The sequence below is a fragment of the Photobacterium sp. Hal280 genome (assembly GCF_037162255.1).
In the GTDB taxonomy this organism is placed as follows: Bacteria; Pseudomonadota; Gammaproteobacteria; order Enterobacterales; family Vibrionaceae; genus Photobacterium.
Map to the genome: position 1 here is coordinate 66,205 of NZ_JARLUO010000001.1, position 22,160 is coordinate 88,364.

Genomic DNA, 22,160 nt, shown 5'->3' on the forward strand with positions numbered 1-22,160 from the left:
TCATGCTGATTAAAACTGACCTCTGATGGCTGTCTGGGCAGTTCGGAATGGTGTTGTCGCAGGCTGGTATTGGAGTGAATCAGGAGAAAAGATGGACGTTAAACTACTGGTTGTGATCCATGCTGAGGAAGAATTTGAATGGGATCAGGGATTTAATAGTCGCAATACTGCCGTTACACACCATGATGCCCTGATCCCTTTTATGGGGGAACTGATTGAGACTGGCGCGAAGATCACGCTGGCGATGGACTATCCGTTCGTTGACAGTGCCGGCGGCAGGGAAGTGATCGCTCATTATCAACAAAACGCGGCGCAGTGTGTTGAATTTGCCGCGCATTTACATCCCTGGGTGAATCCGCCAGATATCGCTCATGATCAGTCTGTGACCGACTTTGAGTCGTATCCCTGTAATCTGGCGCCGGATCTTGAGTATCAAAAAATAAGCAGGCTGACAGACAAAATACACGCGGTGTCAGGGGTCGCTCCGGTGACTTATCTGGCGGGACGATACGGTTTTGGCCCTGTGACCAGTGAACATTTATGCGCATTAGGTTATCAGGTTGATCTCAGTATCAGTGCTTACTGTGATTTCAGCCATCAGCAAGGGCCAGACTTCAGTGAATATACCAATACGCCTTTTGTTGACAATGCTGTTCAGCATATACCGCATACCAGCTCCTGGTTATCTGTTTCCAAGCGGATAGAAAAGAAAGCCAATCAGTGTCCTGCCTGGTGCCGCGCTATCAATAGCAAGCGTTTTACCCGCTTCATTGCAAAGGCTTTTCGTCTGAGCAGGCACCGTCTGTCGCCGGAAGGCAATGATTTCTCTCAGCTGCAGGCCATCACACATGCGCAGATGGCAATAGGGCAAGAGGTGTTTGTGCTGTCTTTTCACTCGCCCAGCCTGGTGGCAGGGATGACTCCTTATGCGCCTACGTCTAAAGCTTGCGAGCGATTAAAATACACCACGCGGCGTTATATCGAGTGGTTCCAGCGGGAACTGAACGGAGAAATTGTCCTGGCGAAAGAGATGGCATTGGGCAAGGGATAAAGGCAGAGACCTATGGCAGATCAGTATTCCCAGGCGATATTTTCAGGTGCGAAGTGGTCGATGATCACGATTTGGTATAACCGCTGTATCGGGCTGGTCAGCACCTTAGTGCTTGTACGTTTACTGTCGCCGGAAGATTATGGCATCGCCGGTTTCACGATGTTTTTTGTGTATTTTTTCATTGCGTTATCGACTGTGGGGACCAAAAGATATGTGTTGATGGAAGATATGACTGACGAAAACAAATTGCACAGTATTTGGTCTTTGAATCTGCTGTTTCGTCTCGTGTCCGCGTTTTTTTATTTCTGTCGGCAGACTGGGTGGCTGTTTATACCAGTGAGCCAGAGATCGCGGTGGTCATTCGTGTTGTCAGCGTTATTCCCGTGATTCTTGCTTTTCATAATGTCGGCATGGATCTGTTCGAAAAAAACTTCAACTTTAAAATGGAAACCATGATGCTGATGGTCGCGAAAACACTCGGCAGTGTGTGTACCATAGCGGTTGCGTTAATGATCGGAAATTACTGGGCTTTAATTGCCGGTGTGATATTGATGGCCGTCATTGAAGTCATTACCAGCTATATTCTTTGTCCATTTCGGCCCCGCTGGTGCACACAGTACTGGAAACAACAGTGGGTCATATCTAAATGGTTATATCTGGTTTCAGTGTCTGGTTATATGCGATCCCGGTTCGATATGTTGCTTTTGGGTAATATTCTGAACAGCCGAAACGTCGGTTTTTATAATATGGGGCAGGAATTTTCCTGGCTGCCTTTTACTGACTTTCTGGCACCGATGAATCACGGGGCATTTTCCGTGTTTTCAAAACTGAAAGATCAGGACAGCTTACTGAAAGAAAGATTGTATTCACAAATGGCATTACTCATGTTTCTTGCCATGCCTGTGTCTTTTGGCGTATGCGCCATAGCGGAGGATTTTGTCTATGTCGTGCTTGGCGAAAAATGGATTGACGTGATTCCAGTCATGCAGCATCTGTCATTTTTAATGATAGTGATGACGATGTACATGTTAATCCAAACGGTATTGATCTTAAAATCCAGGATGCCGCTGTTATTTAAGTGCGATTGTCTGGCAATTTTGTTAGTGATTGGCAGTTTTTATGGTAGCGGCTATGACGATCCTGACAGCCTGTCTTTTGTTCGCTTACTGGTTGGTATTATATTTCTGGTGTGCGTAACCATTGTGTTTTTGTTTGTGATCCGGTTGCAGGCCAGCCGTTTATTGCCCGCTATTTTGGTACCATTTTTTGTTTCAGTTTTAATGTATTTCTGCGTGATGGCTGTGGTGTCTGAAATAGACAGTCATTTCTGGGGCTTACTTCTGGGTATAGGAACAGGTGTATTGGTTTATGCGGTTTGTATGCTGGTATTATTGCCAATTTCAATCCGAGTGATTCCGGAATATCGGAGTATACAAACTAAAATAGGAAAAATAATCCGAATCCCGATGTTTGATTAACGACATGACGGCAGAAAGATGGATGGATATTTCACAATAGTGATTGAGGTTTACTGAATTGATTGCATAACTATGTTTTGCAACGGATAAGCGCAGTTGATGAATGACAAATAATTCACAGTCAAAATTTTGTTGGTTCGTTCATCAGGACCTATAGTGAAAGTAGTGGTAAAAAAAGTCACAATATTGGTTCAATACGCCAGCTGGAAGCCCAGATCATCTGAGCCTTTCACAAGCTCAGATAAGGAGTTGAACAGTGGAATCAATCCTTTTCTCGATGGGTCTGTTTGTCTTGGTGTATCTTTGTGTGCGCTCAATAAGGCAGGACAAAGAATGCTCTGCAAAACAGAAAAATAATTCTAAGCATCGACGTTAGGGAGCAGGAAAATGAGAGATGTCGTCTTAATCAGCGTTTTCCTGATCCTGGCTTGTTTTGCGCTGAGACGCTCTTACATCGCGGTGTCACTCTGGTTGTGGTCGGGTTTATTTGTGCCGGCCTATTGGGTTTACGGGTTTGCCAAGCCGATCAGCTACAACACTGTGTTTGCCCTGCTGACGCTGATGACTTACCTTTTTTCCAGGAAGAAACCAGCGGTTATATTTGACGGGGTCGTCTTCATTGCGATCTTGTTTTGGCTCCATACCGGTTTAACCACTTACAACACCATTATTTTTCCTGAACTGGTTTGGCCGGAATGGGAAAAATTTTCCAAAATTTTCCTGTTGTTCATCATGATTGCACTCATCATCCGGCAAAAGCATGAGTTCGAAATGCTATTGTGGGGAATATTGATGTCAGTGGGCTTCTTTGGTGCTGTGGAAGGGCTGAAGTTCCTGGCCAGCTTAGGCGGACATAAAATCCAGGGGCCAACCGGTCATTTGCTCTCAGACAACAATCACTTTGCTGCCGCTTTATGTATGGTGATCCCTTTATGTATCTATCAGCTGAAGTCTGTTCGGGAAAGGTGGCTTCGCATCGGGCTGAGCGGCATGTTAGTCCTATGTATTTTGTCCGTGCTGGGGACGTATTCCAGAGGCGGTGTGCTTGCCCTGGCCGTAATTGGCTGTTATTTCTGGTTCAGAAGCAATAAGAAAGTCCTGACGTTATTGGGTGTGGCAATGATCGTGTCGCTCTCTGTCTTGCTGTTACCGGATAAGTGGTATGACAGGATGGAAACGATAGAAACGGCAACTCAGGATTCTTCTTTCACGAACCGTCTGACATCGTGGAAAATCCACACTTTAATGGCGTTGGAACGGCCGGTACTTGGAGCCGGATTTAAAGCCACCTACTTTCAACCGGTGTGGGACAGACTCGCGCTGGATATTTATAAAATAGATATTATTGAAACGCCGCCCCCGGGAGAAGAAAGCTGGGCCGCGCACAGTATTTATTTTCAGGTTTTGGGTGACCATGGCTTTGTCGGCTTCTTTCTGTTCATGCTGGTGATCCTGCTGCTGTTTTTGAAAATGCGCTGGGTCATTGTGACACTGAGGCGACCGCCATGGAACGACACTCACCACTGGCAGATTGATCTGGCGCGCATGATGCAGGTGTCTTTACTCGGCTATTGCACGGCAGGGGCCGCGCTCTCACTGGCGTATCTGGAGCTTTTCTGGGTATTAGCCGCGGCAATGGCGGCGTTAAGTATGCAAGTGAAAATCATGGTCAGCCAGCAGGCACGAAGAAAACCTGTGTCCGAATTACAGGGGATGTCTTCCACCTGACATCTGACTGATCAGCCCGATTGCAACCGTCTGTTTCCCGTCAGCATTCAGGGCCTGACAATCAAAGATTCAAAAATACGGACGATTTTTCGTGCATTGTCCGGCCAGGTCAGTTCTTGCCTGGCAATGCTGGCCGCTGCATTGTCACTTAATTGTTGCCGCAGTGCTTCGTCGGACAACAAACGTTTAATCTGCTCCAGCATATCGGCTAAATGACCCGCTTTGAACAGCAGGGCATTGTCGCCATCTGTCAGCAGCTCTTGAATGTTGTCGCTATCTGGCGCGACAATGGCTTTACCGCACGCCAGATATTCGATCAGCTTGAGCGGTGAGCACCAGGGGTGACCGCTGGTTGCAGAGCAATGTCAATCTGGGATATCCATGCCGCGATATGCTGACGATCAACCAACCCCGTAATGTGAATCTGGTGCTCGGCCTTGAGATCGCGTGCCTGTTTCTTGAGTGTATCCAGCACCGGGCCGTCACCGACGATGAGGAGCTTCACTTCCGGGTCGTCAGGGTTTCGTTGCCGGTTGAAATCAACAATCAGTGATAAAACATGATCTAACTGATGCCACTCCCGGCAGAATCCGACAAAGCCGACCACCAGGCTACCTGCGAGCTCAGGTTTTTTTCCTTTCCGGCAACAGGGTGAAACAAGCGGCTGTCGATTCCGTTGGCAATCACACGGATGGCCGGTTCAGCGACGCCTGCTCGCTGAACATAGCCGGCCAGTACATGGCTGACCGGCAGGGTATGATCGGCATTGCGCCATGTGAACAGTTCAGACCAGCGGGCCAGCCAGGTGAGTGATAATCCGCCGTAGGCATTGCGCTCATCGAACAACGGGGCATTAATTTCTAATACCAGTGGCACATTGAACAATTGTTTCGCCAGGATCCCGGAGGGAAGAAACAGGTTGTAGCGCTCGTAAATGGCATCTGGTTTTTCCCGGTATAAAGTGATGCACAGCTTGCCAAAATCATAAGCGCTGTAGCCAAATTCCAGGATCTCAGACAAGAAACGGGGCAGCATGCGGCGCACTTTGCTGACCCAGCCGCCGTCAGCGCCAAACTCGGCCTGATCGGACACGGCCGGTGCCACCACAACCACTTCGTGGCCTTGCTCGCGAAGGGCACTAATGATTGCATCAATATGGACATACTGGCCGTCTTTGGAAGCGACCCTGTGGTGATAGAGAATTTTCATGATGCGTCCCTGATCAAGCGGTTAAACAACTGATACTGACCTTCAGAGGTGGCAGACCAGTCGAACTGCTCGGCATAATGTCGTGTTTCCGCACGGGAAAAGGGGTTGCTCAGTCGCTGGCGGATACCGTCGGCGATAGCAGTGACATTACGCTCAACCAATGTTCCAGCCTGCGGCTTACGGACGACTTCAGGCGTTCCCCAGATATTGGTCGCCACAACAGGCGTACCACAAGCCATGGCTTCAAGCAGTACATTTGCCCAGCCTTCTCTGTCAGACGCCAGTGCCAGTATGTCAGCCGCGCCATAATAAGCGGATAGCTCTTCCTGGCTGAGTTTGCCCAGAAAGCGCACCCTGTGGCCAATGCCGTGCTGACTGGCCAGGGCAGACAGCGCTTTAGCTTTGGGGCCTGTGCCGGCAATCAGCAGCAGGGCATCCGGAATGTGACGCAGAGCCTCAATGACTAAGTGGTGACCTTTCCGCTCTATCAGCAAACCGACGGATAAGATGACAGGCACATTCACCGGCAGGTTCAGAGCCTGTCTGAGCGCGGGTTGCTGGCTTTCATCGCTGAAACTGAACAGCTCTAAATCCACCCCGTTTCTCAGTGTGCTGACTTTATCCGGCGACGCCCCGAGTTCGATCATGCTTTGCCGCAGGGCTTCACACACGGCAAGGTTATGGTTGCTGATCGACAGCACCTGCTGAATACGTTTTCGAGCTTTGGGGTAGGCGGGGATCAGATTGATGTCTGTCCCTCTTGCTGTCATGGTAAACGGTTTGTTTAAGGTGTGGGCGACCGAAGCAATGGCTACCCCGTCGGGGTAAAAATAGTGGCCGTCAATCAGATCAAATTCGAACCCTTGCCGCAATAAGCGCTCAATCTGCTTGCGCAGCGAATAGGCCAGCGTCGACGGTGTCAATGACATCCCCAGCTTAGGAATTACCAGGTATCTCGGATGATAAATACGGATGCCGTAGCGGCTCTCGGTAAAGGGGACAGACGCATATTCGCTGTATTGCCCAAACATCGGATGGCTGAATGGGAACCAGGGAACAGGCGCTATCACAGTGATTTCTGTCTGCGGATAATGTTTTTTTAACTGACGCAGCCGGGTTTCAACGAAAATGCCGTGCCTGGGATTATTTGCGTTCGGGTAGAGCGTTGAAATGGTCAGAATTTTCACTATGCCTGCCTCTCCATAAATTGGGCGAACATCAGTAAACTCCAGAGCACGACACCATGATCGCGCTGGCCGCTTTCGTGCTCAGCCACAAGGTTTCGCAGCTGATGCGGATTAAAATAGCCACAGTCCAGCATGGTGGAAGACAAGATCTGCGCATGAAGCATCGGCCGGAGCCGGGTACGAAACCAGTGGGCCAGCGGCATGCTGAATCCCATTTTGGGACGATATAAAATATCTTTGGGCAGATAAGGCTCCAGGGCTTTTTTAAAGCAGAATTTTCCTTCCTGTTTGCGAATCAGGTTCTGACTCGGAATTTGAAACGCCCACTCCAGCAGCTGGTGATCAAGCAGGGGAGCACGCACTTCAAGGGAATTAGCCATACTGGCGCGATCCACCTTGGTCAGAATATCGCCGGGCAGCCAGGTTTTTAGATCGAGATACTGGATCAATTTCAGCGGATCGTCGGTAGGCGCATTGAGGGCATGCCGGCGAAGTATTTCGCTACCTGTATAGCCATTGAGCTGATGGCGATAGGCCGGACTGAGCAGTCGCTGCCTGTCTGCGAACCTGAGTTTTGAGATCGTATTGGCATACGCATCGACACTGTTCATGGCCAGCGACTGGAAGGTCGTTTTGGCTCTGAAGCGCTGAGGTGCCCAGTCGGCTTTGGGGTATATCTGACCCAGCATGCCAAACACAGGTTCACGAATTGAAGAGGGGATCATCCCCCTGACTTTCTGTTCGGCCAGATGAAACCGGTAGCGGCGGTAGCCGGCAAAGATTTCGTCTCCCCCGTCGCCGGACAAAGCCACTTTGACCTGTTGCCGGGCCAGCTGGCAGACCAGATAGGTCGGCAATGCAGAATCGTCTGCAAACGGTTCATCGTACAGTCGCCCCAGCACTTCCACTAAGCTGACATCATCGGCGTTGATCTGGCGGTCATGATGCCGGGTTTGATATTGCTCAGCAATGCTGCGGGCATAATGGGTTTCATCAAACTGAGCCTGATCAAACCCGATGGCGCAGGTATTCACCGGATTGGATTGCAGGCCCGACATCAGGGCCACAATCGCGCTGGAATCCACTCCGCCTGACAGGAAAGCACCAAGGGGCACATCCGAGACCATGCGGACTCTCACAGCGTCCAGCAGTTGATCGACCAGTGCCTCCTGGGTATCGTGCCAGCTGAGTGTGGTCGCAGGTGCACGGAGATCCCAGTAGGCGGTGGCAGTCACCCCGGCACCCGGTGTCTGCTGAAGATAGTGCCCGGCAGGGAGCTTGAAGATGTGTTGATAAGCGGTGAACGGGTCAGGAATATAGCCGAACATCAGGTATTCTTCGGCCATTTCCTCGCGCAGGGTGCGGGACACATCAGGGTGTGCCAGCAATACTTTCAGTTCGGAGGCAAAAACCAGCTGCCCTTTGGCTGTCAGGCTGTAAAAAGCGGCTTTTTGCCCAGCCGATCGCGGGCAAGAAAGAGGGTCGAGGTGTTTTGATCCCAGAGAGCGAAGGCAAACATGCCACGAAAATGGCTGACGCAGTCTTTCCCCCATTGTTCCCAGGCATGAACAATCACCTCGGTATCACTAACGGTGCGAAATTGATGCCCCAGACTTTTCAGCTGTTTGACCAGGGCTTTGAAATTGTAAATTTCGCCGTTAAAGACAACTGCGACTGTGTTGTCTTCATTAAACAGCGGCTGATGTCCGCCGGACAGGTCGATAATCGACAGGCGGCGATGGGCCAGCCCGACAAGATCATCGATGAAATAACCTTCATCATCCGGGCCGCGATGATGCTGTATTCTGTTGATGTGCTGCAACAGCCGAGTGTCAATCAGGCCTGAATGTTGCACGTTGAAAATACCCGCAATACCGCACATAACCTTCTCCCTGGTGTGATTTCATCACCGCTGGTGGCTGTTCTTTAAGTTCACACTGTGCCTGTTTGTGCCGACATCAATGATGTCTTTTATCTGGTTATCACTCAGCTCAGTGCTCGCGATAGCGAAAACATCAGAGATGCCTTGCTGTCCGGCCAGACGATAAGACGCTTTGATTAACTTGATCGCCAGCGGATTGCTGCCGCAATATTCGTTCACACAATACCAATAGATGACCCGCATGGTCTTTCCCTTCGCATTGGACACTGACATGGATTTTGCCTGGATCCCTGCGGGTAACTCGACCGACCGGCTATTGTCGAGCGACCAGATGTCCTTGTTAAACAACTGATTCGTACTGCTGATCAATTCGCCCTCTTGTTGCCAGATGTTATAGCGGGCGGTATAGAGTTCTGCTTTTCCGTCGGCGGCGGTCAGGCGCTGGCTGCGCTCAGCGTGCGGGAATGAAATGCCCCAGTCGGTCAGCAGAGCGGGTTGCGTATGGCCGGTGCGATTTTGCTGATCTGACAGCAGGAGCCGACCCTGTTCAAGCTGCTTTGTCCACAGGGCGGCAGACATAAAAATGAGGGAAATCATGCCAACGACACCCCATGCCTGACGAGATGATGCCACTGGCTGCTGGATTGGCCGTTTGCTAAAGAGGGGCTGCGGGTCTGAAAACAGACTGGCGGTAAAAAAGATCACCAGCATGACGACACTGAAAAAGATCCAGCCGTACACCAGATGATCCGCCCCGGCGGCATACTCCATGTTGCTGAAATAACCTATCGTCACAATGCCGTAAGCCCGGATGCCATTGGCAATGATCGGGAAGATAAATGAAAAGACCACAAAGAGCGTCCGCTTGTAGACTTTGGTGAACTGCAGATAGGCGAATAGTGTGCCTAATGCCACGCTGGACATCAGAAAACGGATCCCTGAGCAGGCTTCGGCGACGTAAAACCGGCCATTGGGAATGGTCAGGTATAATCCCTCCCGATAGACAGGAATCTGGCTGATATTGAGCAGCCAGACAGAAAGATCGGCGGTGATGATCTGCAGCTTGGGAATCAGGCTTTCGCCAAAGGGAACAGCAAAGAGCAAGTAAAGCAAAGGGAACCAGAAACGGCGGACGATGGCGGTGCCCAATACGGCCCACAACAATAACTGCAGGCTGACGATGGCGGCAAAGTGCTCAAATAATCCGATACCGGCCGCCCGGCCCAACAGCCACAGCAAGCATGAGACGGCAAGCAATGTTGCTGCCGTCCAGCTGGCAGACGGCCGTAAAGGCCGAATGGCCTTGCGCTCTCGCCAGACCAGCCACAGACAGATCGGCACCACCAGAAAGCAATGCTCATAGGTTTTAGAATTGGCCCAGACATTCACCATATTGCTCAGTGAAGGCCAGAACAACCCTAACCAGCCAATGACGGGAATGGCCAGGCGAAATCCAATGCGATCAGACATGTTGCGCCTCAAGATAGGTGAGTACGGGGGATAACTTGGCCTCCCAGCTGAAATTGTCCTCAATCCACCGTCTCGACTGTGTGGCAGCACGAACAGGGCGGGCTAATTGTTCGCATACCCAGTGGGTGACATCCTGCGGGTCTTCTGCCACATAAAGTGTCTGTCCCATGAAGTTGTCCTCAACAGGATAACTCCCCGGGTAATGTTCCAGCCCTTCCATACCCTGCGGTGTGGTCAGAACCGGTTTTTCCATTGCCATGGCTTCCAGGATTTTGTTCTGGATACCCCGTGCGATTTGCATTGGCGCGATGGCGGCTTTGGCATGAAACAGATACGGGCGTACATCGTCAACCCGGCCGGTGACGACGATGCCGGGCAGCCGGCTAAGTGCCCTGACGCTGGCCGAAGGTGATGATCCGACGATATAAAATTTACTGTGGGGATGTTCCTGAAGAACCTTAGGCCAGACTTTCCGGGCAAACCAGGTCACGGCATCCACATTGGCCCAATAGTCCATGGCACCGGTAAAGACCACATAATTATCATGCTGAAGCGGGTGTTCGGTCACAGGGCTGAAATCGGCCTTCGGCGAGAAATAGCTGCTGTCGATGCCGTTTTCCAGGGTATGAATTTTATTTTGTAAGGCGGGCTCAACCATGGCCGCAAAAGACTGCCGCTCTGTTTCTGTGACAAAGCAGCTGACATCAAAATCGGCGCAAACCGCTTTTTCAAATTTTGCGAGTGTCCGGTATTCTCGCTGGTACAGATAACTGGCCACCCCCTGCTTTTTCTGGGCATACTGACGCCATTTTTCTGAATCCACATCCACGAAGTGCATGACTTTGTGCAGCGAAGGACGCGCATTGAGCAAATACTGCGCCATACTGCTGGAGAACACCAGGGCCCGCTCAATGGGATGCTGGTTCAGAGTACGCTGCACCCAGTCGGCCATTGCCGGATGAGCGTAATAAGGCAGCGTAATGGGTTGTCCTTTATACAACGCCTGCAAGCCTTTGAGGCGGGCCAGCGCCGGATGAAGGGTAATGAAACACACGTCCCGGCACAGCGCTTCCACCTTTTGACGATACTGTTGATCATGCCGATCGTCGATAAAACAACCCAGATAGACATCAAAGTGCTGACTGAGAAATTTCAGTAAATGATAACTGGCAATTTTATCGCCTTTGTTGGGCGGATATGGAATTCGGTGACAAAGGTATAGCACTGCTGGTTTCATTGTCCTGCTCCATTGTCGCTTAGCCAAGGTACTTGGAGATACGCGGTCCGATAAGCTTGCTGATGCCAACAGGCATGCTTTGCCAGGCCTTGATGAAATAACGGTATTTCGGGTTATTGGAGGACAGGTTGGGCGGCCGCTTTGCGTTCACCAGCGCGATCCGGTAGTGCAGCGGCTGCTCTTCCATGCCCCAGTGCTTTTTATAGTGGTAGGCGCCTGAATCAATTTTACTTCTGCCAAAGTCAAACACTTCAGCCCCTTTCGATCGGGCAAGCAGCATCAGCTGGTAATACATGAAGTCGTTACTTTTTAATTCCCTTGCGGCTTGTGTTCCGCCACCGTAGTAGGGCAGTACCTGGTTTTTATAGTAAAAACTCAGCACCCCGGAGACAGGCAGCCCGGAAGCATCACGGATAATCAGCGTGTTACAGCGCTCACCGAAGGTGTGCTGCAGTTTTTTAAACAGCGCGGGATGAAACACAGGCGTGCCGAGATTTCTGACGCTCTCTGCGTACAGATCAAAACACAGCTCGGGGTTATCTTGGTCGTCCCAGTTCAGTTTGTTGTTTATCGCATGGCGGATAACGGCTCTTTGTTTGCGCTTGATACCCGAGAGAATGGCCTCCGGGTTGTCGGCCAGAGTGTTGCTGAACGTGGCGTGCTGACAATGACGAAACCAAGGTTTATCACAAGGTTTTTCCTCGCGATCCCGTAACTCAATATAATCAACCTCAAGTGAGCAACCCAGCTCAAAGGCCGCCGTTTCTAACTGGTGCCTGATCTTTTCATCATCAGATAACACGCCGCCATAAACACAAAAAGGGGTTGAAATCAGCGCGTGACCAAACAGGGCGCTTTTCTGCTCGAATAACGGCAATACGCCAACCAGCTGATCGTGTTGCTGTGCCAGCAAATAGTGCGGTTGATGACCAAACACCTCTTTGATGACATCCAGCCAGCCCGTTAAATGAAAAAAACTGCCGTCCTGATGCGCATCAACGTACTGGTCCCAGGCTATGCAGTCGTTCCGGTTCAGCTTGCGGATCGTCAATTCCTGTTTCATCGTCATGTCCATTCAGTTGATAGGCCTGGCTGACAGTGCTCCACTGAAAATCCTGCAGCAAATGGTGAAGCCGTGCTGTCATTTGTTCAAGGTTGAGATAATGCCGGAAGCGCGATTTGAGCGATGCATGCGTCATTCGGGGCTGCTGTGGATCAATTTCCCAGGGATGAAAATAAAAACAGAACGGCTGTTGGTATTGCTCAGTAAAACGCCGGATAAGGTGCTTGCTGATTGCATAAGGATACAAGCGGAAATAACCGCCCCCCCGATTGGCAGATTGGTGCCAAATGCCTGATAGGTTGGAATGGGTATTTCAACCAAACCTTCATGTCGCTGATGAAGAAAGCGTGGCCAGTCAGGGTTGCCATAATGATCGTGCCTGACAGGGTAGGTGCTGCTGCTGAACGTAAAACCAAGGCGATGAAGAATATCGAATGCCCACAGATTCGTGTCGTCAATGGAAAAGCTGGGCGCACGGTAGCCATTGATATATTTACCAGAGAGATCTTCAATCAAAAACTTACTGCGACTGACATCCTGAAAAAAAGCTTTCTCCGTTTGTTGATTTGCTTTTACATGATGATAGCCATGGCATGCCAGCTCATGGCCTTGATCTGCAATGGCTTTTATCAGGGAAGGGCAAGCATCAGCCACCCAGCCGAGGATAAAAAAAGTCGCTTTCACATCATGTTCAGCGAAAATATCCATTATTTTTCGGGTGTTGTAGTCCACACGTAACGGATAGGATTTCCCCCATTGTTCTCGTTTAATAAAGGATGAAAAGGCAGACACATGAAAATAATCTTCGACATCAACAGTCATCGCATTGACGAATGAGTGGCGAACAGGAGAGTGAATGTCTTTCATGTTATCGCCCCTTACCAAACAATACGATTTCAGAAGTTCTGATCAGTATTAATATATCGAGTATTACGCTTTTGTGTTTGATGTAATAGAGATCGAATTTGAGCTTCTCAATCGTATCTTCGATGTTATCACCATAGGGGTATTTTAACTGGGCCCAGCCCGTTAAACCGGGTTTTACATATAAACGGTGATTATAATAGGGAATCTGCTGTTCAAATTGGCTGGAAAAACTAGGACGCTCAGGACGCGGGCCAACAAAATTCATATCGCCTTTCACGATGTTGATTAACTGAGGAAGCTCATCCAGCCGGTATTTCCTGATCACATTGCCGACTCGTGTGATGCGGGGATCGCGACGGCTGGCCATTTGTTCACCTTGCGACTCGGCGTCAATTTTCATGCTGCGAAATTTGTAGATCGAGAAACGTTTCCCTTTCAGCCCGACGCGCTCCTGAGAATAAAGTACCGGTGCGCGTACCCCGTCTTCCCATTTGATCATCACAACAATGGCGATCAGGATGGGCCAGGTGATCAGCAACAACAGCAATGCAATGGCGCAATTAAACAACCAGTACAGACTCCGACCAAGCTTGTTGCCGGTCGCATGAGGGTTGAAGATCACCCAGGACGGATGAATATGACTGACGGCGACTTGCCCGGTTTCCCGCTCAATGAAGTCAATAATGTCGATGACTTGAACCCCTTCCATTTTGCAGTGGAAAAGACTGTCGGTGGGCAGGTTCCCCCGACGCTCATCAGCAGCAATGATGATTTCTTTGATCTGGTTGGCTTGTACGAATGCTTCCAGCGAGCCGGCAATATCCAGAACAGGTGCCACGCTGGATTTTTCGCGGTTATCGCCAGGCATCGGCACATAACCTGTCAGCTCGACATGGACCCGGTCAGATTGCCGTCTCATGCAGCGATTGATCAGGCTGGCCCGCTCGCCTGCACCCAGAATGAGCACTTTGAGCCTGCCCAGCATCTGATAGCGAGAACGGATAGCGATAAAGCGTACAATCATCAAACCAATCAGCGCGCTGCCATACATCCACTCACGGCTAAAACCGGCAGGAAAAGGCAGGGGCGTGATCAGATACAGGCTGGTGGACAGCATGTACGCCAAACTAATGGCAACCAATATTCTGACAGTGATACCACTATATGATTCTCTGAGCTTTTCATTGTAAAGCCCGACAGCTAGCAGAGCCAGTTGAATGGGGAGTGTATAATAAATGAGATTCAGTACATTTATTATGATGTCTGGATGTTGTAAATACGCCGGATTGAAATAAAAAAGATATAGTTGAGTCCCTGCAAAAGTGCCCGAAAGCATTAATATATCTGCAAAAATAAGCACAGCATTGCTTAAATTTAAATCATGAAATCTTGAGTAAGTCATAATCACCCTTGTCCCAGGTGTAAATAAATAAAGTGCCCCTTCCTGTATTGAGTATCGGCAAGCATAAAAAATCTGCAAAATAAAAAAATCATATATAGTTAAATTAGTTCAATGACGTTTTTGCCTGCTGTAATTGCAACTTAGTTGGACGCTTCTGAACCTTGGAAAAGGTATGTGAGACACGGACTTATACGCAGGATGGATGCTGATATGACAAGAAGTGGTCACCTATTGAAGATAACCTGTTTGACGGCTGCCGCGATGGTGCTAGTCACTGGCTGTACGTCAAATTCGTTGCCCTCTTTACCTAAGGCTACCCCTCAGCCTTCTTTGACAAAAAACATCAATCAATACAAATACCTGATAGGCCCGGGAGATACCCTCAATATTTTTGTCTGGGGGAATCCTGAAATATCCGGTGCCTATATTGTCCGTCCGGACGGTATGTTAACCACATCTCTGGTGGATGATATTCCCGCATCGGGGCGTACGCCGACTGAGCTGGCCGGCAGTATTGAGGCCCGTTTGGCGGAATATGTCCGGGATCCCATAGTCAGCGTGATCGTACAGGGATTTGTCGGGCCTTACAGTGAACAGGTACGAGTGATTGGCGAAGCACAACAACCTATGGCGATTAACTATCGGGAAAACATGACGTTACTCGATGTGATGGTGGCCGTTGGTGGCTTAACGGATTTCGCTGACGGCAATGATGCTCGTTTGATCCGCGTGGTGAATGGTCAGCAAAAGGCCTATGGACTGAATCTGGGTAACTTGTTGCGTGATGGGGAGATTGGGGACAACGTCGACATACTGCCTGGTGACATCATTATTATTCCGGAAGCCTGGTTCTAATTGGAGGTTACATGCAGGAACAATTTCAGAACCTGATTGAGTATCTGCACAGTGTGTGGCTACGCCGCAAGTGGATCATCATCGCCACCTGGGTGATCTGCCCCCTTGGGTGGGCTGTGGTCACAATCTGGCCAAACCAATACACAGTTGAAGCCAGAGTTTATGCGGACACACGTTCGATATTGCAGCCTTTGCTGAAAGGCCTGGCGATACCGAATGATTCGAACCAGGAATTGAGCCTGATGGTGAAAACCCTGCTGAGCCGGCAGAATCTGGAAACCATTGCCCGTTATACCGATGCCGATCTCAAAGCCACCACCAATGAGGAATATGAAGACATTCTTGCTGAATTGAAAAAGAACATTGAGATCAAATCCGCAGGCAGAGAAAACCTGTTCAGTATCAGCTACAGCGGCACCGATCCGGTTTATGTCAAAAATGTCGTGCAGTCGGCATTGGATGTGTTTGTTGAAAATACCTTAGGCAAAAACCGACAGGATACGGATAAAGCCAGTGAGTTCATTGCGCGTCAGCTGTCCGACTATGAAAAGCGACTGGCACAAGCTGAGCTCAAGCTGGCTGAGTTCAAACGGGAACATGCCGGTTACCTGCCCAGTTCCGAAATGGGTTTCAGGGGCCAGTTAGATGCCGTGAATGGCGACATCGAAGACACCCAGCTTGAGTTGCAGGAACGGCAGACGCAACTGGAAACGGCCAAGCGTAAGCTGAACGAGGAAATGGCACAGGCTGCCAAAAATCAGGGCGCACAGCGCACTGAATATGATGACAGACTGGATGCGCTTCAGGTCCGGCTGGACAGTTTGTTATTCCGCTTTACTGACAAACATCCGGATGTCAAAGAAACCAAGCGTCAAATTGCGGAACTGGAACGTCAAAAGCGGGAGTGGCTGGCGTTGTCGACCGATGATGGCAACAGTGATTTCAGAGGCACTGAGTTTTTTCAGAATCTGAAATTGCTGATCAGTCAGTTAGAGAACGAAGTCGCCTCATTGCAGGTTCGCGAAAAGGCGCAAACAGATAAAGCGCTGTTCCTGCAGGATAAACTGGTTCGAATGCCAGATGTTGAAGCGCAGCTCACCGGGTTAACCCGGAGTTACGACATTACCAAAAATAAATATGAAGAACTGCTGTCCCGGCGTGAGTCCGCGCTGATATCCCAGAAAGTGGGCGCAGCGTCGGATGACATTACCTTCAGGGTTGTCGATCCGCCGCGAGCACCGCTGAAGCCATCCGGGCCAATTCGGCCATTGTTCTTAGCCCTGGTTCTGGTTGCAGGCCTGGGAGTGGGGGTAGGACTTGCTTTCCTGACCAGCCAGCTCTACCCGGTTGCCTCATCTGCTAACCAGTTGTACCAGCTGACAGGGTTTCCCGTACTGGGCGGTATTTCACCGACAGAGCAATCCGGCCTTGCTGCTGTTGCACGGCAGGAAAAATGGCGCTTTGTCTGGGTGAGTGCAGCACTTGTCGTGTGTTTCCTGGGTTTCATGGCGTTGAATGTCGTGACTTCAATTCATACGCTAATCATGCAGGAGATGGGTTGGATATGAGTATTATTCAAAAAGCGATGGAGAAAAAGTCGGCCGCTCAGAATCAGAAAACGGCAAAAAAGCCATCAGATAATGACCTGCCTGAGAACTCAGAACTGCTGTCGGGCCAGTCGTTCATTCAGGACTTGGTTCATGAAACCGACTCAGCCAACATCCAGAATCTGAGCCAGAACGTTGCGCAGGAAACTTTCCTGAAACCCGTTCATCAGCCTGTGATGTCAGACGGATTTCCGCAAGCCTGGCGCCGGCCGGAAACCATCGCGATCGATAGCGAGCGGCTTCGGGATTTAGGCATGGTTTCGCATACGGATAAGCAGGTCAATGCCGGTATTACCAATGAGTTCAGAGCCATCAAACAGAAATTGTTTCAAACCGCGTTCGGCAGCGGGGTTCAGTTTCAGCAAAGAGCCAATTTGTTGATGGTGACCAGTGCTTCGCCACGGGAAGGCAAAACCTTTACGGCAGTGAATCTGGCGCTCAGCATGGCATCCGAGAAAGACAAAACAGTATTACTGGTGGATGCCAATGTGCTGAAACCCGGGGTCAGTGACATGCTGGGTATCCAGGCACAGGCAGGACTGATTGATTTCTTGCAAGGCAGCGTCACTCACCTGTCGGAAATCATTTATCCGACGTCTATCCCGAATCTGCGTCTGATTCCGGCCGGTCAACCGCACCACCTCAGCAATGAGTTACTGGCCAGTAACAAAATGGAAAAACTGATGAATGAACTGGCGCATCGGTATCCGGATCGGATGGTGATCTTTGATTGCCCGCCGTTGCTTGGCATAGTCGAAACCATGACCTTGTCCAAGTTACTGGGACAGGCACTGGTTGTGGTGGAACAGGACAGATCAAGGTTGGACGATGTAGAAGTCGCGGTGTCTCAACTGAATAAGGATATGGCAATCGGATTTGTGATGAACAAAGCCGTGCGCAATGTATTTGGTCAATACAGACATGGACATGAGTATGGCGCTACAGAGGATCAATCCTAGTTTATATTTGCTGGGAAGCCTTTCACTGTTAGGGCAACCCAGTCAGGCGGCGGATGTGAAGTTAACGCCATATGCAGCAACAGAATTCACTTTTACCGACAACGTAGACAGAACAGCCAGCAACCCGCAAAGCAGTTTTATTACTGAGCTGGAAGCTGGCATTGAAGGCACCATCGAAGGGAACCGGGGGTTAATCAGCCTGGATTACGCGCTGGGGTATCTGTATTACACCGAGGGCGAAGAAAGCGATGAGCTGTATCAGGATTTAGATTTTATCGCCTACAAAGGTCTGGGGCGCAGTGGGTTTCAGGTCGATGCCAGTGCATCTATCGATAACATCGCCAGTGACATTGCAACCGATGCAAATGCTGATGTGATCAGCGGGAATACGATCCAGAGCAATGAAGCCGAAGTGGGCCTGAGCTATCAGACTAACCCGCTGAGTACCATGGATTTACGTTCCAGAATCTATACCAATGTGATTAATAACGAGGACGACATCGGTAATTACACGGGCTGGGGCGGAAATATTGTTTACGCCAATGGTCGTTCAGTACGGGACGCATTCTGGCGGTTAGGGGCATTTTATGATTACCGAAAAGGCCGCGATGATGGCATTTCCACCGAGTTTACCCGGTTGAATGAAATCATTGGCTTGCAGACCATCAGCGGATTTTCGCCCTTTTTGCGGCTGAATTATGAGAATTACAAAGGTGTAACGGATTCCTCCGAGAATGAAATTTTCAACTGGGGGGCGGTGTCCGCTATTTTATCGACCGTTATTCCTACGGTGAAGTCAGTTACAACTTCTCAGAAGATGATGTGAACAGTGATTTCTGGGCCGGGGCAATCAACTTAAATCCGACCGATAAAACGCGCCTTTATTTCGAATACGACAAGCGAATCAAAGGGGACAGTTATGCCGCTGAAATCCGAAATCAGACACGGCGCTGGACCAATACCCTGACTTACACGGAATCGCCGGACAGTTATGAAAGGGACAGATTTGTGGATGGCGGGCGCATTGACGAAATCTATCTGAGAAAAGAAGCACGCTGGTTGTCTGAACTGACACTTCGCCGCACGCTGTACAGCTTTTCTCTCTATCAGATAGACAGGGAAACGCTGGAGTCGTTGTCTGATCTGACAGACGACAACTCCCGGGGTATTGAACTGGACGTGAATCATCAGCTGTCTCGTGTGTTGTCCGGCCATATTGGCTATGCCTACGAACGATATGACTTTACGTATCTGTCAACCGGTGATGAAAGCGATGATTATCATACGTTCAGTCTGGACACGACGTACTTTTTCCGGCCTGAGTTGTTCACTCAGACAGGGGTGGAATATTACACGCGTTCATCGTCGGACTCGGTAAATGATTACGATGAAACCCGGATTTTCATCGATGTAAGGGTGGAGTTTTAGCTATGTATGAAGCGCATTTTGGATTTACGGATAAACCGTTTAAGTTAAGTCCCGACCCACGCTTTTTCTTCGCAAGTCCGCATCATGAGAAAGCGCTGTCCTATCTGCAATACGGGTTGTCTTTAGAAGAAGGCTTTATTGTGGTCTCAGGGCCGATAGGTACAGGGAAAACCATTCTGGTTCACCGCTTAATGTCCAGCCTGGATGAATCTGTCACTGCGGTCCAAATTGCGACCACCCGGCTTTCGCCAGATGAACTGGTGAAATTGGTTGCCGCTAAATTTAGCGTTCCCACAGAGGGGCTGAGTAAAGCTGATATCCTGAAGCGGTTTGAGCAGCACCTTTACGGGCTGAGGCAGCAAGGCCGGCGTGCTGTGTTGCTGGTTGATGAAGCGCAAAACCTGCCCCCGGAAACCATTGAAGAGCTGAGAATGCTGTCGAATTTTCAGTTCAATGACAAACCGTTATTACAGAGCTTTCTGTTAGGTCAGGAGGAACTGAAAGGCATTATCCGCCTGCCTGAAATGGAACAGTTGCGGCAACGGATTATCGCCTCCTGTCATTTGCAGCCGCTGACTGCCGATCAGGTGAAAAGCTACATGCTGCACCGCTTACAGTGCGTCAATTGGCGGGGAAATCCAACCCTGAGCGACGGCGTATTTGAAGCGATTACCCGATACACCAAAGGCGTACCGAGAAAAATCAACATCCTTGCCGACAGGATTTTTCTTTATGCCTGCATGGAAGGTCTGACGGCTATCAATACCATCAATGTCGAGCACGTCATCGCTGAGATGAGCGAAGAACTCCCCGGAGAAGCACCAAGAAGCAAATCCTCAGCCAATCTCAACGGTGATACAGCGACAATCCAGCCTGACACGTCACGCGGGTATTCCACATCGTATAAAAATCATTTTGATGCAGACAGACAGCCTGAAACCACCCATGCGTTTCAGGCACTGAATGACATTGAAAAGGTGCTGGATAATGTGATTGAACGAAAAATTGCCACCATCCGCAAGCTGGACCAGTTATTAATCAACAAGCGGAAAATGCTGTTACAGTCCGGCGAAGAGGGCATTGATGATGAGCTGATCCTGAATGAGGATTATCCGTCAGGGTTGCGGGAGAAGTATTGGGTGAGGAAGTTGATGGAGTCTTCTGACTAGGGAATTTGTATGTCGCGCATTTGGTTATGTGACTCATTTGAGATTTTTTGATGCGCGCCAGGTACTCTTTGTTGGGGCAAAGAGTACCCAGAAAGCCCCTTTTTGTTCTCTGGTGTGGTCCGGGTCGGTTGTAGGCGCTCCGGGCGCCGACAACCTAAAAATTCGTCCTGAATTTTTCCCTGGGTTAGTGCTTGCCAGCATATCTGTTCACGCTAATCGCTTGTGTAATTTTGGAGGTGCTGGGTATGTCGCGCATTGGGTTCTGTGGCTTATTTGACATGGGTTGATGCGCGCCAGGTACTCTTTTAAGGCAAAAAGAGTACCCAGAAATGCCTTTGAGTTCTTTGGTGTGGTCCGGGGCGGTTGTAGGCGCTCCCGGCGCCGACAACCTAAAAATTCGTCCTGAATTTTTCCCTGGGTTGTGCCTTACAGCATATCTGCTAATTCTTTTAGCAAGTGTATTTATTGTGGTTGAGTGGGTATGTCGCGCATAGGGCTCTGTGGCTTATTTGACATTGTCTGATGCGCGCCAGGTACTCTTTTGAGGCAAAAAGAGTACCCAGAAATGCCTTGTTATTCTTTGGTGTGGTCCGGGTCGGTTGTAGGCGCTCCCGGCGCCGACAACCTAAAAATTCGTCCTGAATTTTTCCCTTGGGGAGAGGCAGTATCGAACTTCTCATTTCTGCTTTTAAAGCACATGTCAAACCTGATTAAATTAATTGTAATTCAATGATTTATTTTCATTCCCGCGTAAGCGGAAATCCATGCGGCGAGTGTAATTCTGTGGTTTTTTGTGCTGGGGTAAGTGACCGATGTCGCTTTTTTCATTAGCTTATATGTCGCTGATTTTTGCGGTAAGTCATGAAATACAAAAAATAAAATAATATCAATAGGGTGGCATCAGTTGATTGAGTAAGATATACGACATGGTGTCGTGTATCTTACTGAGATGTATATCTAGTTAAGTGCGGTTAGTTTAATATAATCAATCGCTTAAGTTTTTTCTGATTAAAAGTGTTATATGACAGATTTATACGGCATGGTGTCGTTGAATAAAATGTTATGTTGTCTGGAGAGATCGTGCGTAAAGAAGATATTAATGACCCTTTAAAGGAGTATGCGTTTGATTTCTTTTATTGGTTCTCACGATTTGAGTTTGCGCTTAAAGAAAACCGTTTCTTAAAACGCAATGGCGCTGGAGAAAATGCAGAACCGGGGTGGGATGCGTTCGTAGAAAGGTACGCAGAGACGTTCGAACACACAGCGGAAACCAATAAGCTAATTGAACTTAACCCCAAAAGACAAAAGGTTGGGGAGCATTCAGACCTTCAATGGCGCGAAGTAGGCTTAGCAGATTGTAACTCTGAACTCTGTAGAGTTGTTCGTTTACTTAAAACGATCAGAAACAACCTCTTTCACGGAGGTAAACACGGTGCAGAGGGCTGGGATAATCCAGAACGAACACAAGACTTATTGGTTACAGGTAAATCAATCCTAGATCAATTGGCAAGGTTGGCTGACATTGAAGCAGACTATACCCAATACTATTAAAAACATAACAAGCAAAG

The 22,160-nt window shown here is 49.3% G+C and carries 19 protein-coding genes and 2 pseudogenes; 10 read left to right on the forward strand and 11 right to left on the reverse strand.

Going from position 1 to position 22,160, the window contains the following annotated elements; translation table 11 throughout:
* Nucleotides 1-91: 91 nt before the first annotated feature.
* The 3 genes and pseudogenes from P4S53_RS00300 (at nucleotide 92) to P4S53_RS00310 (ending at nucleotide 4,257) form a co-directional block, all read left to right on the forward strand.
* Nucleotides 92-1,051 carry a hypothetical protein gene (locus tag P4S53_RS00300; protein WP_337110854.1) on the forward strand — a complete coding sequence of 320 codons (960 nt, stop codon included), beginning with the start codon at nucleotides 92-94 and terminating at the stop codon, nucleotides 1,049-1,051.
* 159 nt (nucleotides 1,052-1,210) lie between these two features.
* Nucleotides 1,211-2,529 (forward strand): annotated as a pseudogene (locus P4S53_RS00305) (oligosaccharide flippase family protein).
* Nucleotides 2,530-2,916: 387 nt separating this feature from the next.
* On the forward strand, nucleotides 2,917-4,257 hold the full coding sequence (locus tag P4S53_RS00310; RefSeq protein ID WP_337110855.1) for a putative O-glycosylation ligase, exosortase A system-associated: 1,341 nt from the start codon (nucleotides 2,917-2,919) through the stop codon (nucleotides 4,255-4,257).
* Between the two features lie 47 nt (nucleotides 4,258-4,304).
* Here the strand turns inward: P4S53_RS00310 and P4S53_RS00315 are convergent, their stop codons facing one another.
* From P4S53_RS00315 to P4S53_RS00365, 11 genes and pseudogenes are all read right to left on the reverse strand, one after another.
* The gene (locus tag P4S53_RS00315) at nucleotides 4,305-4,577 is read right to left on the reverse strand and encodes a glycosyltransferase (protein ID WP_337112026.1); all 273 of its coding nucleotides are present in this window, start codon (nucleotides 4,575-4,577) and stop codon (nucleotides 4,305-4,307) included.
* Nucleotides 4,574-4,864, reverse strand: coding sequence for a glycosyltransferase (locus P4S53_RS00320; protein WP_337110856.1), 291 nt, complete (start codon nucleotides 4,862-4,864; stop codon nucleotides 4,574-4,576). Before P4S53_RS00320 ends, P4S53_RS00315 begins: the two co-directional genes overlap by 4 nt.
* A complete protein-coding gene (locus P4S53_RS00325) occupies nucleotides 4,822-5,466 on the reverse strand; it encodes a glycosyltransferase (protein ID WP_337110857.1) in 645 nt (214 codons plus the stop codon). Before P4S53_RS00325 ends, P4S53_RS00320 begins: the two co-directional genes overlap by 43 nt.
* Entirely contained in the window at nucleotides 5,463-6,653 is a 1,191-nt protein-coding gene (locus tag P4S53_RS00330) for a glycosyltransferase family 4 protein (RefSeq protein ID WP_337110858.1), read from the reverse strand. Before P4S53_RS00330 ends, P4S53_RS00325 begins: the two co-directional genes overlap by 4 nt.
* On the reverse strand, nucleotides 6,653-8,194 hold the full coding sequence (gene asnB, locus P4S53_RS00335) for an asparagine synthase (glutamine-hydrolyzing) (RefSeq protein WP_337112027.1): 1,542 nt from the start codon (nucleotides 8,192-8,194) through the stop codon (nucleotides 6,653-6,655). The genes P4S53_RS00330 and asnB overlap by 1 nt, the downstream gene beginning before the upstream one ends.
* On the reverse strand, nucleotides 8,083-8,535 hold the full coding sequence (locus P4S53_RS00340; protein ID WP_337110859.1) for a hypothetical protein: 453 nt from the start codon (nucleotides 8,533-8,535) through the stop codon (nucleotides 8,083-8,085). Before P4S53_RS00340 ends, asnB begins: the two co-directional genes overlap by 112 nt.
* Nucleotides 8,536-8,559: 24 nt before the next feature.
* Nucleotides 8,560-10,005 carry an exosortase A gene (gene xrtA, locus P4S53_RS00345; RefSeq protein ID WP_337110860.1) on the reverse strand — a complete coding sequence of 482 codons (1,446 nt, stop codon included), beginning with the start codon at nucleotides 10,003-10,005 and terminating at the stop codon, nucleotides 8,560-8,562.
* Nucleotides 9,998-11,242 carry a TIGR03087 family PEP-CTERM/XrtA system glycosyltransferase gene (locus tag P4S53_RS00350; RefSeq protein WP_337110861.1) on the reverse strand — a complete coding sequence of 415 codons (1,245 nt, stop codon included), beginning with the start codon at nucleotides 11,240-11,242 and terminating at the stop codon, nucleotides 9,998-10,000. The genes xrtA and P4S53_RS00350 overlap by 8 nt, the downstream gene beginning before the upstream one ends.
* Before the next feature lie 19 nt (nucleotides 11,243-11,261).
* Nucleotides 11,262-12,305, reverse strand: a complete 1,044-nt coding sequence (locus P4S53_RS00355; RefSeq protein WP_337110862.1) for a FemAB family XrtA/PEP-CTERM system-associated protein — start codon at nucleotides 12,303-12,305, stop codon at nucleotides 11,262-11,264.
* Nucleotides 12,238-13,172 (reverse strand): annotated as a pseudogene (locus tag P4S53_RS00360) (XrtA system polysaccharide deacetylase). Before P4S53_RS00360 ends, P4S53_RS00355 begins: the two are co-directional and overlap by 68 nt.
* 1 nt (nucleotide 13,173) lies before the next feature.
* Complete coding sequence (locus tag P4S53_RS00365) at nucleotides 13,174-14,652, reverse strand: TIGR03013 family XrtA/PEP-CTERM system glycosyltransferase (RefSeq protein ID WP_337110864.1); 1,479 nt, start codon at nucleotides 14,650-14,652, stop codon at nucleotides 13,174-13,176.
* A gap of 252 nt (nucleotides 14,653-14,904) precedes the next feature.
* Between P4S53_RS00365 and P4S53_RS00370 the strand changes: the two genes are divergently transcribed.
* From P4S53_RS00370 to P4S53_RS00400, 7 genes are all read left to right on the forward strand, one after another.
* Nucleotides 14,905-15,429 (forward strand): XrtA/PEP-CTERM system exopolysaccharide export protein, encoded by a 525-nt coding sequence (locus P4S53_RS00370; RefSeq protein WP_337110865.1) that lies wholly within the window; start codon nucleotides 14,905-14,907, stop codon nucleotides 15,427-15,429.
* An 11-nt stretch (nucleotides 15,430-15,440) separates the two neighbouring features.
* Nucleotides 15,441-16,997 (forward strand): XrtA system polysaccharide chain length determinant, encoded by a 1,557-nt coding sequence (locus tag P4S53_RS00375; protein WP_337110866.1) that lies wholly within the window; start codon nucleotides 15,441-15,443, stop codon nucleotides 16,995-16,997.
* A complete protein-coding gene (locus P4S53_RS00380) occupies nucleotides 16,994-17,995 on the forward strand; it encodes an XrtA-associated tyrosine autokinase (RefSeq protein ID WP_337110867.1) in 1,002 nt (333 codons plus the stop codon). The genes P4S53_RS00375 and P4S53_RS00380 overlap by 4 nt, the downstream gene beginning before the upstream one ends.
* A 55-nt stretch (nucleotides 17,996-18,050) precedes the next feature.
* On the forward strand, nucleotides 18,051-18,821 hold the full coding sequence (locus P4S53_RS00385; protein WP_337110868.1) for a hypothetical protein: 771 nt from the start codon (nucleotides 18,051-18,053) through the stop codon (nucleotides 18,819-18,821).
* On the forward strand, nucleotides 18,818-19,423 hold the full coding sequence (locus P4S53_RS00390; RefSeq protein WP_337110869.1) for an outer membrane beta-barrel protein: 606 nt from the start codon (nucleotides 18,818-18,820) through the stop codon (nucleotides 19,421-19,423). The genes P4S53_RS00385 and P4S53_RS00390 overlap by 4 nt, the downstream gene beginning before the upstream one ends.
* A 2-nt stretch (nucleotides 19,424-19,425) precedes the next feature.
* Nucleotides 19,426-20,592 (forward strand): XrtA/PEP-CTERM system-associated ATPase, encoded by a 1,167-nt coding sequence (locus P4S53_RS00395; protein WP_337110870.1) that lies wholly within the window; start codon nucleotides 19,426-19,428, stop codon nucleotides 20,590-20,592.
* Nucleotides 20,593-21,672: 1,080 nt separating this feature from the next.
* On the forward strand, nucleotides 21,673-22,143 hold the full coding sequence (locus tag P4S53_RS00400; RefSeq protein ID WP_337110871.1) for a hypothetical protein: 471 nt from the start codon (nucleotides 21,673-21,675) through the stop codon (nucleotides 22,141-22,143).
* Nucleotides 22,144-22,160: the final 17 nt, after the last annotated feature.

Excerpts from the sequence above, each read along its gene's own strand:
- P4S53_RS00300 (WP_337110854.1), top strand. The coding sequence starts at position 92 with ATGGACGTTAAACTACTGGTTGTGATCCATGCTGAGGAAGAATTTGAA.
- P4S53_RS00310 (WP_337110855.1), top strand. The coding sequence starts at position 2,917 with ATGAGAGATGTCGTCTTAATCAGCGTTTTCCTGATCCTGGCTTGTTTT.
- P4S53_RS00325 (WP_337110857.1), bottom strand. The coding sequence starts at position 5,466 with ATGAAAATTCTCTATCACCACAGGGTCGCTTCCAAAGACGGCCAGTAT.
- P4S53_RS00340 (WP_337110859.1), bottom strand. The coding sequence starts at position 8,535 with ATGTGCGGTATTGCGGGTATTTTCAACGTGCAACATTCAGGCCTGATT.
- xrtA (WP_337110860.1), bottom strand. The coding sequence starts at position 10,005 with ATGTCTGATCGCATTGGATTTCGCCTGGCCATTCCCGTCATTGGCTGG.
- P4S53_RS00350 (WP_337110861.1), bottom strand. The coding sequence starts at position 11,242 with ATGAAACCAGCAGTGCTATACCTTTGTCACCGAATTCCATATCCGCCC.
- P4S53_RS00355 (WP_337110862.1), bottom strand. The coding sequence starts at position 12,305 with ATGAAACAGGAATTGACGATCCGCAAGCTGAACCGGAACGACTGCATA.
- P4S53_RS00375 (WP_337110866.1), top strand. The coding sequence starts at position 15,441 with ATGCAGGAACAATTTCAGAACCTGATTGAGTATCTGCACAGTGTGTGG.
- P4S53_RS00380 (WP_337110867.1), top strand. The coding sequence starts at position 16,994 with ATGAGTATTATTCAAAAAGCGATGGAGAAAAAGTCGGCCGCTCAGAAT.
- P4S53_RS00395 (WP_337110870.1), top strand. The coding sequence starts at position 19,426 with ATGTATGAAGCGCATTTTGGATTTACGGATAAACCGTTTAAGTTAAGT.